Origin of the sequence: Legionella taurinensis, assembly GCF_900452865.1 — a bacterium.
GTDB classification, from domain to species: Bacteria; Pseudomonadota; Gammaproteobacteria; order Legionellales; family Legionellaceae; genus Legionella_C; species Legionella_C taurinensis.
In genome coordinates this window covers 1879965-1895918 of the sequence record NZ_UGOZ01000001.1, presented here as the reverse complement: position 1 = coordinate 1895918, position 15954 = coordinate 1879965, and the positions used below count along the sequence as shown (strand labels likewise).

The window sequence follows — 15954 nt, the reverse complement described above, 5'->3', positions numbered from 1 at the left end:
GCCTGTATGAAAAAAATTTTACTGATGGCGCTGTGGGCGTGGACCGTTTCTGCAGTTGCTGTTGAACCCCCGGAATCAGCCATTGTCGACCAGCAATACGATCAGGAACGCTGCGTGCAGGATCTGATGAATCGTTGCCATGAGGCTTGTAAAACGGCACAGGCGGACCCGGATTGCGTTTCTCGCTGCCAGGACAATGCAAAAAATGAATGCCGCCAGGCTGGTGAATAAATGCGGTTTGTGGGTAAAGGGTCAGCTTTCATCAGGGAAAGCATCATTGTAAACAGCCGGCAGGCTGTCTTCATAATAGCGCTCCCCTTGAAAGATCACTGTTTTCCCTGACAGGGCGGCAATGCGTTGACCAGGCAGGATAAAACCGACAACGTTGAGCGGGTCAACGGCCGCAATGTGAATGGCTTCCCGATGAGGCGCTTTGTTTTTAATGGCCCGTAATGAATCAACGGCATAGGGAAGCGCAAACTGTTCGCCTAAAAAGCCACTGACAAAGCGGCCGCCGCGGATTTCCCCCCGTGCCTCCAACCGGCGGAAAACAAGGAGTAACTCGCGCCAGGTAGGAATTAATTTTTCACGTGCAATCAAATCACGAAAGACAACCCCGTAACGTTTCAACAACAGCCAGCAGAGGGCTTCCGTCTGGTTGTCGGGGTTGGTCTGGGGTGTTTTAAGGAGACTCCAGCGTCCGGTGCTGTACTGATGGCGTAAGGGGCGACGACGCTTTTTGTTTAAACGGCGTTTTGGATCAATCAGTGATCGCAGGTTATCAAACCCATCCGCTGTGGTTAATCCAGCGGTTACCAGCTCCCATAAAGCCATTTCAATTTCTGATTTCAAGGCGTGAACCCCTTCGGCTATCTCATTGAAAAACGAGGCCCCCTGGTGTTTAAGAAAGGCGTAAACGAGGCGTGCAACATGGCTTAGATGCGATAACTCATCCTCCTGTTCCACCGGTTTGATGGCGGGCATCCAATCGGCATTATCGCGTACAAAAAAGGTGATCGGCGCCACACTGGTGGGAATAACGCGCTTATTTTCGGATGCCATGTCGCTGGTCTTTGATAGACGGCCCCAGCCAATAATACCCATGAGGCAAAGCCGGTCAAGCATACCGGGATCATAGTGCGCGACGCGTTTGGCAAAAATATCCTTTTCCCAGGCTTTAGCCGGAATCTCAACACCCTGAAGCTGGCTTATTACCTCAATCAACCCCTGTTCATCCCGTAATTGCGTACCCGGTGTGACATGCTGCCAGGTGAGTAGCCACTGCATGAATTTAATGGCAGTCACCGGCTCAATTTCCCGTCGCAGTTTGCCAAGGGTTAAGCGATGAATACGGGCCAGGAGCCGTCGCTCGCACCATTCCTGTTTCCGACCAGTAAAAGACCCGCGCAATATAACGCCGCTTGCTTCAAGACGGAGCAGCGCCTGCTCCGTTTCGCTTGGGGTAAGCGAAAGAATCCTGGCTAATTCCTCTGCGCTGATGGGCCCGCTTGAGAACATCCAGCCACGGATTAACTCAATCAACGCCTCCTCACGCAGCAGCGGCTTGTCTTCAATGGCCGGCAGGGCATCCTGAATAACGGCCTCAGGGTAAAGATGGGCAAAGGTTTTTGCTTTTTCAGCCGCAAACCAGAGTGTCTCGCTTCCCAGCGTCGCAGAACCGGCTCGTTTTTCCTGCCGTAACTCATTAAAAAAAATCGGCCACTGTTCATGAAGCGTAAGCGTTTGCAGAAACCTTACCGGTAAGGCAATCAACGTTTGCAGCGCATCCTGCAGCTCGTCCTTGTCGCGGACATCAGGCCAGACCTGTTGTTTGACCTCGGCAATGATGTCTGGATCGAGCTGGCCTATCTCATCCAGCAGCGACTCAGGCAGAATACGCCTTAAAGTGACTGCCCGGGCGCGCCGCTCTTCCAGGGGGGCATCGTCTAGGAAGGCATAGGGATTGGCATTTAAAATTTCATGGGCAAAGGCCGATGGGGTCGGCGTATCGACGGCCAGGTAATTGATCTCTCCGCGTTTGAGGCGGTCGAGCACAGTGATTAGCCCCTGCAAATCCAGGGCTTCCGTCAAGGCATCCTTGATGGTTTCGTTAATCAGCGGGTGATCCGGCAATTCAATGTCGCGCCCGCCGAGGTTATCCTGACATGCGGCCGCATCTGGGAAAACAGCGGCAAGCAAATCATCGGCGAGCATGCGCTGGATGTTGGGCGGTACTTTTTTGCCATTCCGAAAACGAATCAGGGCCAAGGCGCGGCCGGCATCCCAGCGCCAGCGGGTAGCGAACAGGGGGGATTGTAAAACGGCCTGGGTCAGGACCCGGGTGATGCTTTTGGGATTTAAAAAGGCGAAGACATCCGCTAAGGGAAAGCTGTGCTGTTCAGCCAGGGCGATATTAATGCCGTCGTCGGTGGCTGAGGCCTGTAATTCAAAATTAAACGAGCGGCAAAAGCATTTGCGCAACGCCAGACCCCAGGCTTTATTGATACGGGCTCCAAAGGGGGCATGAATTATCAATTGCATCCCTCCGGCTTCGTCAAAAAAACGTTCGGCGATGACGGTCTGTTGCGTGGGTACAGCGCCTAACAGCGCTCGCCCCTGCAGGATATACTCCACCAATTGCTCAGCACCTGCCCGGTTGACCTGGCAATGATCGATGAGCCATTTAAGCGCGTCCTGCGTGAGCGTCAATTGTTCACTGGCCGGGGCAGCCGGCAAACACTCAGCCGGCAACAGGTCGCTTAAGCGCTGGCGTAAGGCCGACACCTGCAGTGACAGTTCGTTTGTTCGTCCTGGGGCTTCACCGCGCCAGAAGGGCACAGTGGGCGGTGCACCATGTGCGTCTTCAACCAGCACGCGGCCGGTTGCGCTTTCAATGCGGCGAATCTGCCAGGACGTACTGCCAAGCAGGATAATGTCGCCGCGATTGCTTTCGACGGCAAAATCTTCATCCAGTGTCCCCACCATGGCGCCGGTGGGTTCGGTGATGACGGTAAACAGGCCGTTTTCAGGGATGGCGCCGCCATTGGTGATGGCGGTTAAGCGGCTGCCGCGGCGGCCTTTGACCCGACCATTGACCCGGTCACGGAATAAATAGGCGCTGTAGCGGCCACGTGAACCGGCAATGCCTTCAGCCAGCATCTCAAGCACCACATCAAACGTTTGCCTTGACAGGGCGCGATAAGGGTAGGCGCGCCTGACCAGGGCGAATAAGTCGTCTTCCTGCCATTCATCGGTGGCACAACTGGCTACCAGTTGTTGAGCCAGAATGTCCAGGGGGGCCTCAGGAATGATAAGTTCATCCAGATCCCCGTCACGGATAGCGTAAACCAGGGCCGCGCACTCCAACAATTCATCGCGGGTGGTGACAAACAGGCGGCCTTTGGACACCGCGCCATGCCAGTGTCCTGCCCGTCCTACCCGCTGAAGCATCACGGCAATGGCCCGTGGTGAGCCTAACTGGCAGACCAGATCCACACTGCCGATGTCAATTCCCAGTTCCAGGGACGCGGTGGCGACCAAGGCTTTTAATTCGCCATTTTTTAATTGATTCTCCGCTTTCAGGCGTAATTTTCTGGCTAAACTGCCATGGTGAGCCGCCACCTGATCCGCGCCTAAACGCTCGGCCAGATGATGAGCCACGCGTTCAGCGACCCGCCGGGTATTGGCAAAAATCAGGGTGGAGCGGTTTTGTCTGGCCAATTCAGCCAGGCGATCATAAATTTCATCCCACATCTCATTGGAGGCCACAGCCCCCAGTTCAGACGAAGGCACTTCCACAGTCAACTCCAGGTGTTTCGCATGGCCAATGTTGATAATCACCGCCTTGTCTTCCCGGTTACCCATTAAAAAATCAGCCACCCGCTGCAGAGGCTTTTGGGTAGCGGATAACCCAATGCGCAGTGGCGGTTGATGGGTCAGTGCTTCCAGACGTTCGAGCGAAAGGCTTAAGTGACTGCCGCGCTTGTCGTCGGCCAAGGCATGGATTTCGTCAATAATGACCGTTTTTACGCTGCGAAGGATTTCACGGCTTTTCTCCGTGGTGAGCAGAATGTAAAGTGATTCTGGGGTGGTCACCAGAATGTGCGGCGGTTTTTTGGCCATGGCGGCGCGCTCTTTTGCTGGCGTATCGCCGCTTCGGACGGACACATTGATTTGAGCCATGGGCTGCTGGTAAGTTTCAGCCAGTGCCAGTATGCCGTTTAATGGGGTCATTACGTTTTTTTGAATGTCATTGCCCAGGGCTTTTAATGGTGAGACGTAAAGCACCTCGGTTTCATCGCTTAATGTGCCGGCTAAGGCTTTTCGGATTAATTGATCCAGGCAGGCTAAAAAAGCGGCAAAGGTTTTCCCGGAGCCAGTTGGCGCGGAAATCAACGTGGCCTTGCCGGCGAGAATGGAGGGCCAACCCTGACGCTGCGGTTCGGTCGGTTCGCCAACCTGATTGATAAACCATTCGCGGACCAAAGGATGAGCCCAGTCGAGACTGTGTGCCCGTTTCATGACTGATAACGCTTAGAGGATGATATTGTGTAAAGTATACACTATATCGATTTTGAGATACCCGGAAAAGCATTATAATGGGGAGAAAAAAGGGGGAAGGCATGCAAAAGCTACTTTACGCGGTTGTTTTTTTTATCCTCAGTGCGGCGGCTCACAGCGACGAACGTTGCTTTGATTATAAAAAAGGCAAGGCTATCCTGAAGGAATTAGAAGGCATGGTGGAGTATACACTCTGTGCTGAACCGCTTCCCGCGGAACGGGTGCGCTCAGGAATAAACGCCGTGTTGCCGAGGGTAATGAATAAAGCGTTTCTTGGGGTAGACCCGCCTGACAATTGGCAGGCAATGGTGAATGAGGTACAACAAACCTGCCTTAAGGATCATGGTAATCTGTGTTCAGACGCTGCCCAAAGGGAAGTGGAGGCCTGTGTTTCTGCTCAATTGCCTGCGTTAATTCTGTTCTGGGCCCCCTGGTTTGCCGAACATTGCGAAGCAATCAATAAAGCCGTTATTTTAAACTGGAAGCAAAAGAAACCTCAGGTTCAACAGTGGATCAATGCGTTTAAACAGCAAGCCATTAATTAACTGACGGGGAGGATTTTTCCTCGCTGTCACGCAGAACAGGGCCTTCTTTTTTTTCATCGTAGTCATAGGCGGCAAACAGGTCTTCATCCTCAAGCGCTGTTTCTTTGATCCCCTGTTTAAAAGGGATATCCATGCGCTTCGCTGTCCAGGCGCCATGGGTGTAGCTTGTGTATTTGCCGATTCGCTGATTGGACTCAGGCGACACGTCCGTGGAAGGGCGGATTCCTGCTTCCTTAAAGGCCTCTTCAATTGCGACAATGGCTTCTATCCATTCCTGTGCTTGTTTCTCCGGGTTGGCATTGCAATAAATGACGATTTCACGGCCAATCATGTGTCTGCCTGGATCCCTGCTGGTAAGCTCTGCCTGCCCCTCGGCCATGATTTTAAACACACCCAGATTGAATGTTTTCGCACAGGAGGCCATAATCACAAAGGCTTTTTCCAAATCATCCTTGTGGATGGCCAGGTTTAACTTCCAGTCGAGTTCATCAATGGCCTTGATGGGGGGATGGTGTCGCTCACACACCAGCCAGCGGGTGGCTTGAGGCATCATGTCTGACGTGTGGAACATACGCAGTTTCAGATTCAGGGCCGGGTGTTCTTCCCTCGCATAGCTTTTTTCCTCCATATCCAGCCCCTGCGAAGATTTGCGGTAATAGGCGCTGATTACCCCCTTCAGATTATCAGCGCCCTGTTTTTCAGTAGGGCGCTTTTCAGGTTTAAAGAGAGTAAACACCTGATTAACGGCTGCCCCGACGGTGCGGGTAAAAGAAAAGGTGTCTTTGTTGGCATTATTCTCATTGCTTACCGCCGTTTTTTTGATAACAGGACGGCCTTTACCCTGGGCAAGTTGCGTAGCCTTGATGGCGGTATTGTCTTTTTTGTTCTGCGAAGCGGCAAGTTGCAGAAGCGGCGAATGGCTCACCAGGTAGACAAGGTTGCTGTTGGTGTATTTCGCCGAAGGATCATAGGGTTCGCGACGCAGCAGTTCGAGGTAGGCTTCATGCAGGACGACCAGATCCGCAATCTGTTGCTCCGTGTAAGTGGATTCACTCTGAGTATACTGTTCAGAGGACTGGATCACTTCAAAGGCTTCATCCAGGAGCTTTAATTTGAGACAGATGTCCTTTATCCCCTGCAGGCGCAACATGACAGCATTGGCTGTCATGGGCTTTTGTTTTACATCACCCAGCAGGGGAAAGAGGACAAGCTGATCCAACGGTTCGGCGGTATTAAAGTAACCCCTGTTTGAGGTATTAAGCAGGGTGATATACACCGTGATGATCGCCTCGAGATACTCGCTCTTTTCCTTGACGCTTAAAGGACTGGACAACACGTAGTGTCCAAGGTCTATCAGAAGTTTAATCTGGTTTTCCTCGCTCAGCAGGGCCTCGCTCTGAAAGGTGATGAATTGCTGTTGGAGTGCTGAGAGTTGCCTGGTTATTTCTTCTGCGCTCAAGGGTTTTTTATCATCAATCGCCTCGCTGCAGAGGACAACGTGTAAACCGTTAAAAACCTCCGGCGGGTCGTTTTCAAAAAACAACTGGCAATACAGGAACATCTCTTTGGAAAAGAAGGCTTTAAGCAAATCCCTGCCTGAAGGGGCATCTTTGGCAATCAGATCAGGAATATTGAATAACAATTCCTTTTTGTTATGGAGCTTGTAAATGGCCGAAAACGTGTTTTCCTTAAACACCTGCGCCATCACCTGAAGAAAAGCGGCTCTCAATGTCATTATTTTTTGAAAGTTTTCCACCTCAGGGGGAGAGTAGGGGTGGTGATTTATGGCGGAAGTAATGGCATTTAATTGATTAAATGTCAGGGATTTAATGTGTGTTTGTACCGGTTTTGCAAACGACAGGGAGGAAGCCTCCTCCGCGTCTACATCGCTCCCTTCCCTGCTTTTTTCAATGATTTCCGTGAGTTTTTTCAGTTGCACGGGCGTGACGTCGATTTCAACCGCAGTGGCCGTGGCTTTATCAAAATAATACACTTTGTCATCACTGGTTAAGACATAAGCACCGTCATCCGGGGTGGTTTGCACCAAGGCTTCCCTGTCGAGCGGTGCCTGTGCTGCGATAAAACTGACCGTGCGTTTGGGTTGCTTAATGCTGCTTAATGCTTCTTCCAGAAAGGTAAATTGTTGATGAACGTCAAAATAGGAGCTTCCATCCTCAGTCTGATAGGCATGGGCCATGTCATACAACCAGTTTAAGACGTCTTCGGTTGTGGGTGGAGAGGAGGATTGAAATCGCCCTGGCAACGCATTTTTGATTTTTAATTCGCCTAAATCCGTGTGCGATTCACGGTAATAACGAATTACGTCAGACCGTTTAAACGCCTCCTTGAACACCACATAGAGCGGCGGGATAACGGAGGGGATAAAGGCGTCTGCGTGTTGCTCCAGCCGGTAGGCGAGCATGGAATTTTCATCTGTAAGGAAGGCATGGGCCTCAGAGTAAGGTTTTTGAGCCAGAAGCCGCAGGTAAGTCACCCGGATAGCCAGCAGGGCTTGAAACTGGGTTGGGGTTAAGCTTTCCAAGGGATCGTTCCAGACGTATTTACTGAGGTTGGCACGATTGGCGATGGCAAAAAACAGCTTTTCCAGCTGGGTCAGTTTTTCTTCCAGCGTAAACTGGTCATTCAAAGCCAGTTCCTGATGGAAATCAGGGACTTTACCGCGATCAATGTCGCTCAACCAGGGTAAATCGCTGACATACTCTCTGTAGGCTTTTTCCATGATGTCCTGTTGCGAGGCATTGAGATGACTCAAGAGTTGTTTCCGCCGCTGGTTAATGTATTTCGTGGACTGTTCGCGGTTTTGATCGAAGCGATATTTCTGTTTATGGAGGTCGATAAAAGCTGACGGCTGCAAATCGAAATCAGCCGCTTGCGCCAGGGTGTCTTCCATGGTCTGGTAGGATTGACTCATGGCGATGATTTTAGTCGGCATGTCGCTTAATCTGACCCAGCTGATTTTATCCTGGACGTCGAGAGCAATAAGCCGTTTGCCTCGATTCATCGCATTGCCGGGCATTTCAACCTGACGCAGGGCGGCTAAATTTTTATCTTCCTCGTAGTGTGCGGGCAAATAGTCAAAGACATGCTCGTATTTGGCAAGTTCCCCCAACGCCGCAAGGGTGTACACGGCGCAATTATAGCTGTCGCGCTGCAAACCGGTACGGCAGGATTTGATTTCGAAAGGCAGTCCCATGCTGCTCAGCTTTTTATACAACAGATTGACTGCTTCGAGATGCCTGGGATCGCCCGCTGACTCAAAGCAAAAAACCCGGTAATTGCCGTCTGAGTCACGCTCAACATCAAAGCCAATGGCATGTTCCTCATTCAAATGATAATAGAAAAATTGTTTTCGCTCGCCCTTGGCCAGGTTAGCAATCGCCTTGGCCATTTTTCTTACTGTGGATTCGGAGGCATAATCGGCGCAACGGATGACCGCAAGATTGGCATGCCGCCCCAGCATCGCAAAACGACGGTTTTTAGCCATGATCAGCGGCAGAACGTCGCTTTCAATGAGCTTGTGCTCGCCTTTAAGCCGAAACAGCAGGGTTTTATAGGTTTTTTCCAGGTGCAGGTAGTCGCTGCTGCCAAGCTCATCGACTACGTATTTAGGTAGACTGCGCTTTAATTCCTGTTCCCGAATATAACCCGTCAACACTGTGTTAACCTGATTGAGCAGTTCTTGCGATGGATTGTCGGCATCAATGGCATGAGGTTCGATGATTTTCTTAAGCTGGTACTTAATAAACGAGTTAAAATGAAGCCAATAAGCCAGTTCCTTGAGGTTTTTTTCTTTAATAAGCTGGCCTAAACGGGTTTGGGAAGCGCTTTCGGCGAGGGGGTGGCGTTCAGCGCTGGCAATCATCAATTGCGCAAGAATCAGGGAATACGGGTTTTTAAGAGGCGGGGCCTCTTTTTCTTTCTTTTCGGATGTCATAACCACTCCGAAGTGTACACATGTATTAAATATAGACAACCAGAAGTTTAATTATTGGATTTCCTGTCATGAAATTATATAGTGGGCTTAAGGCTTTCTTAAACCGGTGAAAAATGCCTCTTTTTTTATTTAAGGACATCGAAGAAAAAAGTTGTGACGCAGCCAAGGAGCAATTTGGGATTAGTGAGGATGCTGTGGTCCTCGATGAGGACTCGTTGCCCTCACTTGGCAGCGCCAAGTCGCCCTTTGTGGTCCTTGGGCATACGCAGGAAGTCATTTACGATTATGCCCTGTGGCAAAGCAAAAAACAGACATTAGGCAGCCTGACGGCGGATGAGATGGCTGAGCGTTTTGCCGACATGATCCCCAAAGAGAAGCGCGGCGAACTGAAGGATTTGTACCTGATTGCCTGTGAAGCCGGCTTAAACGACTCCGCTGAAAAGCCTTGTTATGCACGCGAACTGGCTTACCGATTATATCGCCAGGGGTTTACTGCGGTTGCTGTGCATACAGTGACCAGTCCGGTGTTGAAGGGCACGCCATACGTTGGCATGCGGGTGGAGCTGGTGACCCAAATCGGCATTGAGGGCAAACTGGAAGGAATACAGCTTGGGCATGCTCGTGCATTTCTGACCACGCAGGACTACGAGGACCTCTCTGAAAAAATCAGCGCGATGGAAATCGAAATGCGGGAGATCAAAGCGCACACGCCTGAGGCGGTAAAACGACGATCAGATTTAAACCGGCAGATTTTAAGCGGCAATGGGCAGTTGCATACAAAATCCCGCGAGCATTTGATCATGGATGTGGCGGATTTAAAAAAAGAGCTGGACCGGCCCGAAAATACGTTTCGCGCTCAAGACTCGCTGAAGGCCATTGAGGCGAAACCCAAACAGTTATCCATGGAACGGCGTGGTGTCGAACAACAAAAAATTCACCGTCAGCTTAAACCCGTTGTCTCGCAAAAAATGCAGGATGACGTCTACGGTCCCCTGATCGAACACGCGCGTTCAGACAAACGGTTGCTGGCGGTTCTGTCCGAATTATCCGAATTACAGCGCCGTTACCGAAACGATACGAAATACCTGAAAAACATTGACGTGCTTGTCGCCCGCATGAAAGAAAAACAACACAATTGGCAACAGGCCATTTTTGAAAAAATGGATGCCTACCACGAATTATCCGTTTTAGAGCAATTAAAGACCAGACGTTCGACTTCTTCTTTCTATGATCTGATGCTGCATCTGGTGAGGGAATACCGTCTTAAGCGCATGGATATCGATGCTTCTCTGGAGGAACGGATTAAAAAAGCGGTCCCTGAGCAAGCAATTGAGCAGGTTATTTTCAACAAAAATAAAGAGAAGCTCGCGGTGACCCTGGTTTCAAGGGTGGGGGAGAAAGTCTCCCTGATTGAATTCTCCTTGAAAAAGCACGAACAGGGAAAACTCTCACCGGCGCTGATTAGGAGAAAAATCGAAAAAGGCCATAAACGGGAAGAGGAGAATAAAAAAACCTACGCCGCGCAGGCCACGCGTTCTTCCGACTGGGAGGAGGAGCCGTTAATTCCAAAACCTGCCCATCCCTTACCGGCTGTGAGCCATTATTACCTGTATACCAATCGCCATCATTTCTGGCCGGCCACTATCGACAAGGGCCGATTTGCAACCCTTCGTGGTGATCAATTAAAACAGGCCATTCTCGCTGATTTTAAACAACAAATTGAAGCCTGCAATAGCGACAATGGTCTTAAACAATGCTCAGGGCGTTTGCGTCAAAGCGCAGAGTTCCAGGTGTTGTCCATGGCACAGGATCGGTTCACTCATTTCTTCAGATGGCTGCCTTGGGTTAAAACCTCTTCAGAAAAAGCCTTTGAACAAATGCTCAGTGATCAGGCGTCCTATTTGAGTTTGTCCAGGAAAAACCAATAAAGGGACGTGAGCAGGGCAGGGTAATCGGAGCGTTTCTAGTGCGAGCAGTCCTATTCCAACGGCGGAAACGCCTGCAGTGGGGTTGAGGAAAAATACCCTGTCTTCATGCAGGCTAAGGTCAAAAGCATTTGCTGTTTTAACAGGGGGGTTTTGCAAAAAGGCCCGTGCAACGCATCCCTTAATCGTCCCATGAGGGGATGAGAAGATTGAAACCAGGGAGTCACAAACCGGCTTGCGTTTTGATAGAACCGCAGTTGCGGCCGACGTGCTCTGGAATAACAGGCTAAGGCTTGCGGCACCTCACCCTCCGCCAGGCACTGGGCCAACACCCAGGCATCAATTAATCCCAGATTGGCACCCTGGCCAAGTTGTGGGCTCATGCCATGGGCTGCATCGCCTATCAGGACAACGCGTTTTTCATGCCAGGGATACATCCTGACGTCTAAATAAGAGGCCAGGGCAAACTGGTCATGACGGGTAAATTGGTCGAGAAAAGCCGCCAGTTGCGGCCAGAGCGTGACAACCTGTTCTTTCCAGCGCGTCAATGGCGTAGTTTGCCATTGACTGAATTGTTCCCGCTTAAGACTCCAGAAGAAACTGATTAAACGTCGGTTGTTCTTATACCCCATCGGCAGCATGCCGGCCATGATCTCGGTTCGGTGATAAACCTGTTCCAGCGTGTGCTTAAATCGATCGTCCTCATCGTTTCCAATAGCCCATAAAGCACCCCACTCATAGGGTTTAACCCGTGCGGGGATAGTCAGGCCCTGGCGAAGCGTGGAACGCGAGCCATCTGCCAGAACGACACAGTCATAAGGACCATAGCGGTTGCCTTCACGATCGAAGAGGGCGGCATGATGAGGCTGGTTGTCAATGCGGGTAATTTCACAGGGGTTTTTGATGACGATCCCCTGCGACTGCATGGCCTTGAATAATTCCTCGTACAACACGGCACGATGCAGACCTAATCCCATATGATGCGGAACCAAATCCCGGTATTTTAAATCCAGGACCACCTTGTTGTTATGGTTTCTGCCGTGCAGCCCGTGGATGGGAACACCTTTTTCAAGCAATGGCTTGACAAGATCGAGCTTTGAAAGAACATGAAGACCGGCGGGTTGCAGGAGAAAACCGGCACCGACTGGTGCCAGTTGGCTGACTTTGTCAAAAACCGTGACTTGAGCGCCGCTTTTTTTAAGAAACAGCGCTGCCGCGGGCCCCGCAATACCGCAACCGACAACGGCGATATTGAGCATGGTCTATTCCTCGTTAGTCAACCACCGGATTGACTGATAGTGTGGCTTTCAATGTATTGGCAATAAAACAGGCGGTATGGGTTTCCTTGAATAACTGTTGTAAAGTGGCTTCATCCGGTTTTTTATCGGCCTGAAAGCTTACTTCAGGTCGAAGAATCACTTCAGAGACAGCCATGAGGTTCTCATCGAGACTGCAGGTGGCCTGGTCGCTGTAATGGTCTACCACATAACCCTGTTTGCAGCACAGGGCAAGGAACGTGAGTAAGAAGCAACTGGCCACAGAGGCGGCTAACAATTCTTCCGGAGCCTGGTATTGAGGATTGCGCAGCAGATTGGCGGACGAACTGACTTCAATTTTTGGACCACCATAAAAATAGACCGCGTGCCTGCGATCATAAGAGTGGTATTGAAAATCAGGCGTTGTTCGTTGCCATTGCAGCCTGACATTGTAATCTGACATATAAAAAATCCAATTGCCGTGATAATACAATTGTAAGGCAGCTTACGCTGTTTTGTTAGTCATTCTGAATTAATTTTTATTGGAATGCCCTCAAAAAACAGTGGAAAATACGGCCAGTGAAGTATTTGTTTACAAAGGTTTTTTTGCTCTTTACAATGGGCTAATGATCTTTGAAACAGATCAGAGTGGGTGCGGCTCTATTGGGACAAATAGGCGGCCTCTGAAATTCTCCGAAGTATTAAATATCATCACAGAAGGACTCTGAATGAAAAGTAAAATCGGTTTAGCTCTGGCTATAGCATCAACGTCAGTGTTTGCAGGAACCATGGGGCCTGTGGTTGCATCAGAAAAGTTTTTTCTAATCGAAGGCGGTCTGGCTTTTACCCATGCATTCTATAAAGACAACGCGGTTTTCGCTGAATCCTTTACGCCCGTAACCCCGGCTGGATTTTCAATCAATCCCAACAATTTTTACCCTAAAAATTTCTGGGGCGGTTACATGGGGCTGTCTTTTTATTTCCCAAGCTGGCTGCTAAATGCTAGATACAGCCTTTATGAGAGTAAGGAAGAGACCAATTACGCAGCGGGTACGGTCATTGAACTGCAACCTGCAAAGCTGGCCTTCACCGCCGACAAGGTATGGGGAAATATTAATCAGCTTTCTTATGGACTGGGTGGCGGTGCGATTGTTGAGACCTTGAATAAAGGGGAAGCGCGAATCCATATTTCCGCTGACAACCCGGTATCAGAAACATTCCAGGGCCGCACTCAGATTAACCCTCTGGTTGAAGGCTTTGTTATGTACCGCTTCGCTAATAATTTTGGTGCGAAATTCAATCTGGAATATCAAATTCCGGTCAGCAGAACCTTTGGTGATGGTGATTTGAATTTAAGTCTGGGCATTAACTACGCATTACCTGTTTAATTAACCTAAGGAAGCTAACATTATGGACAATTTAAACCGTCAGGATACTCTCGAAGCGGAAGTTTTGTTTGACGACAGTGAATTTTTCGAGCCTTCACTGTCTTCCTGCTGCTGCTGTTGCACCGCGGCGACTTCAGAGATGGCTGATACCACGGATGCTGCGAAGTAAGTCTCTGACTTCATCTCTCGGAAAAGCCTGGTCATCAGCCAGGCTTTTTGGTCGGATAAAACAGATTCCCTTATAAGCCCGTTGCACCCTTCTTGCAAAGGGTGTCGCCTTTATTCATTCCAAGACGGTGTATCATGAAGTTAACTGTAAGCCTTAATGGCAATTTTCTTTGTCCTTTCCAGGCGTTCGTTGATATCGCCAAAGCTCTGTCGCCTTTACCCGCTCTGCCGATGCAGGTTTTTACTCCAGTCTGTGAACTGACCACCATCAACGACTGGATTAACCTGGAATCCTTAGGCCAGCCTACTGCCATTCGGGCGCAGGCTTTAAGTCTGCAGGTACAGGCTTTGCTTCGCGCAAAAGAGGTGAATTCGCTGGAATTGCATGTGCAAACCGACGAAGGGTGGTTAAGTCGCGATAATCTCTACCTGTTTTTATTTTTAAACCATTCAGTCAGGGTGCGCTTTGTTTTTTATGTAAAGCCTGAACACCTGCAGAAACTTAAGCAGACCCTGTCATCCGTCGGGGAAGCGTCCTGGGACATTGACTATCAAACCGATTGGACTCCTACCGTCCCGTGTCAGGACGTGCCTCAGACTTTGCTTGAGGCGGTGGGTTTTGATTTTAATTTTGAGAATGCGTTGACGCTTACCGAAGCAGAAGTGCAAAAATTAATCGGTTATGCCTGGGTTTGCCTTAAGGCCGGTGCGCCTGAAGCAGGGGGCCGTGTCCTGGATGACGTTTTGGCGCGTTATCATTTATCGACTCCCCAGCGGGAAACCCTGCTGATGCACCTGTTATTGACCCGCTTTCTTGCCCACCAGTATGAAGAGGTCACCGCCAAACCGCTTCCTGATGTCCTGGTGAGCCTCAGTCCGGCAGATGCCGCAAGCCTGCATTTTATCAAGGCCTACTCTGCTACGCTGACCCGCAATCTTCCTGTGGCTGAACGCCATTTTAAAGCCTGTCAGGTTCATGAAGGCATGCCGCTTACGGATGAAAATTCGCTCTATCGTCTCAATCTTTATGCACTCTTTCTGGTTCTTCAAGGCCGAGAAGACACCGCATTAGCATTGGAAATGCGCATTAAAACGTTCATTGAAGACCATCAGATAACCATTACGGGCTTAAATTACGTGAATTTCATTAACATTGCCCGTTTGTACAAAAAAGCGAAACAATTCGATGACGCATTGCACTATTATGAGCTGGCTTATAAAGAAATCAGCGGCGGGGGCTACACCGTTTACGATCAGATTTATTACTGCATGAACCTGGGCGCTGTTTACGAGGCGCAAGGACATCATGAAAATGCATTGCATTTCTGGGTAAATGCCGCCTTGCACTGGCTGGCCTGCGACAATCCCTACGCCTTGTCCTGGCGTCCACGCCTGATTCTGGCTCAGGAAAAAATAACCGATATTTTAAAGCCATTGTCGGTGGCGCAGGCAGATGATTTTCTGTACAGAAAATTGATGCAGCTGTTGACGGCAGGCGGTATGGACGTACCCGCTGATAAGGAATGTCTGTATGGGTTTACCGCCAAAAAAACTGCCGTAAACACCGCCTATGCGAACCGCCACGTGATGGTTTATTCGACAGCAGCCTCGTTACCGTCTCGCCCTGATTTTTCGCCGGCCCGGCAACGCCTGCAGGCTTTTGTGTCGCGATTCCTGAAACAGACGCTCGCCATGGATGAGAACCATACCGTCCTGTATGTCGATAGCGGGCAGGAAAGGCTTGATGTTTCAGCCGATGAGGCCTTTCTGATTGCTGCGATCAACGGATGTGAAGCCTGTTATTACCGGGGCAGACGGCTTGCCTTGAGTGAGGAAAAGAAAAACGCGTTGCTCAATGAAGTTCAAGTGCAGCTCACGCCCGCGATTCAATCGATAGAAGCGAAGGAGGGGGGCTTCGAATTAAAATACCACCGCAGTTTCTTAAACAAGCGCCTTTCGGATCCGCTGGCGATCGAATTAATTAAGCGGCTTAAGTCCAGGGAAGGGCTTTATTATCATCAGTTTAAAGCCAATGAACAGCTTGCCTTGCAAGGCCTGGTTGAAAAAAAAGTGGTTATTTTCAAGAGTGTCCTGCGGCAGAAACTTGAGGCAGCGGCGAAAAGACCCTGCACTGAAGAGGCCTAAACCCTGATTTAA

The 15954-nt window shown here is 50.0% G+C and carries 10 protein-coding genes; 6 read left to right on the top strand and 4 right to left on the bottom strand.

Annotated features, from left to right (window positions below; genetic code table 11):
- Positions 1-6: 6 nt before the first annotated feature.
- Positions 7-231, top strand: coding sequence for a hypothetical protein (locus DYE45_RS08800; protein ID WP_108292639.1), 225 nt, complete (start codon positions 7-9; stop codon positions 229-231).
- A gap of 21 nt (positions 232-252) precedes the next feature.
- On the opposite strand, the gene DYE45_RS08795 is transcribed toward DYE45_RS08800, so the two are convergent.
- Positions 253-4521, bottom strand: a complete 4269-nt coding sequence (locus DYE45_RS08795; RefSeq protein WP_108292637.1) for a DEAD/DEAH box helicase — start codon at positions 4519-4521, stop codon at positions 253-255.
- Positions 4522-4622: 101 nt separating this feature from the next.
- Here DYE45_RS08795 and DYE45_RS08790 point away from each other — a divergent pair, with 101 nt between their 5' ends.
- Positions 4623-5105 carry a hypothetical protein gene (locus DYE45_RS08790; RefSeq protein WP_108292635.1) on the top strand — a complete coding sequence of 161 codons (483 nt, stop codon included), beginning with the start codon at positions 4623-4625 and terminating at the stop codon, positions 5103-5105.
- Here DYE45_RS08790 and DYE45_RS08785 read toward each other — a convergent pair.
- Positions 5098-9060, bottom strand: a complete 3963-nt coding sequence (locus DYE45_RS08785; protein WP_108292633.1) for a YopJ family acetyltransferase — start codon at positions 9058-9060, stop codon at positions 5098-5100. The genes DYE45_RS08790 and DYE45_RS08785 overlap by 8 nt on opposite strands.
- A gap of 113 nt (positions 9061-9173) precedes the next feature.
- Here DYE45_RS08785 and DYE45_RS08780 point away from each other — a divergent pair, with 113 nt between their 5' ends.
- The gene (locus DYE45_RS08780; protein WP_115300780.1) at positions 9174-10988 is read left to right on the top strand and encodes a hypothetical protein; all 1815 of its coding nucleotides are present in this window, start codon (positions 9174-9176) and stop codon (positions 10986-10988) included.
- A gap of 50 nt (positions 10989-11038) precedes the next feature.
- Here the strand turns inward: DYE45_RS08780 and DYE45_RS08775 are convergent, their stop codons facing one another.
- Positions 11039-12244 (bottom strand): FAD-dependent oxidoreductase, encoded by a 1206-nt coding sequence (locus DYE45_RS08775; protein ID WP_108292629.1) that lies wholly within the window; start codon positions 12242-12244, stop codon positions 11039-11041.
- 13 nt (positions 12245-12257) lie between these two features.
- Entirely contained in the window at positions 12258-12704 is a 447-nt protein-coding gene (locus DYE45_RS08770; protein WP_115300779.1) for an OsmC family protein, read from the bottom strand.
- A 265-nt stretch (positions 12705-12969) separates the two neighbouring features.
- Here DYE45_RS08770 and DYE45_RS08765 point away from each other — a divergent pair, with 265 nt between their 5' ends.
- The 3 genes from DYE45_RS08765 (at position 12970) to DYE45_RS08760 (ending at position 15942) form a co-directional block, all read left to right on the top strand.
- Positions 12970-13629 (top strand): hypothetical protein, encoded by a 660-nt coding sequence (locus tag DYE45_RS08765; RefSeq protein WP_108292625.1) that lies wholly within the window; start codon positions 12970-12972, stop codon positions 13627-13629.
- A gap of 22 nt (positions 13630-13651) precedes the next feature.
- A complete protein-coding gene (locus DYE45_RS14710; protein WP_160160707.1) occupies positions 13652-13798 on the top strand; it encodes a hypothetical protein in 147 nt (48 codons plus the stop codon).
- Positions 13799-13932: 134 nt separating this feature from the next.
- Positions 13933-15942 (top strand): tetratricopeptide repeat protein, encoded by a 2010-nt coding sequence (locus DYE45_RS08760; protein WP_115300778.1) that lies wholly within the window; start codon positions 13933-13935, stop codon positions 15940-15942.
- The last annotated feature ends 12 nt before the right edge of the window (positions 15943-15954 follow it).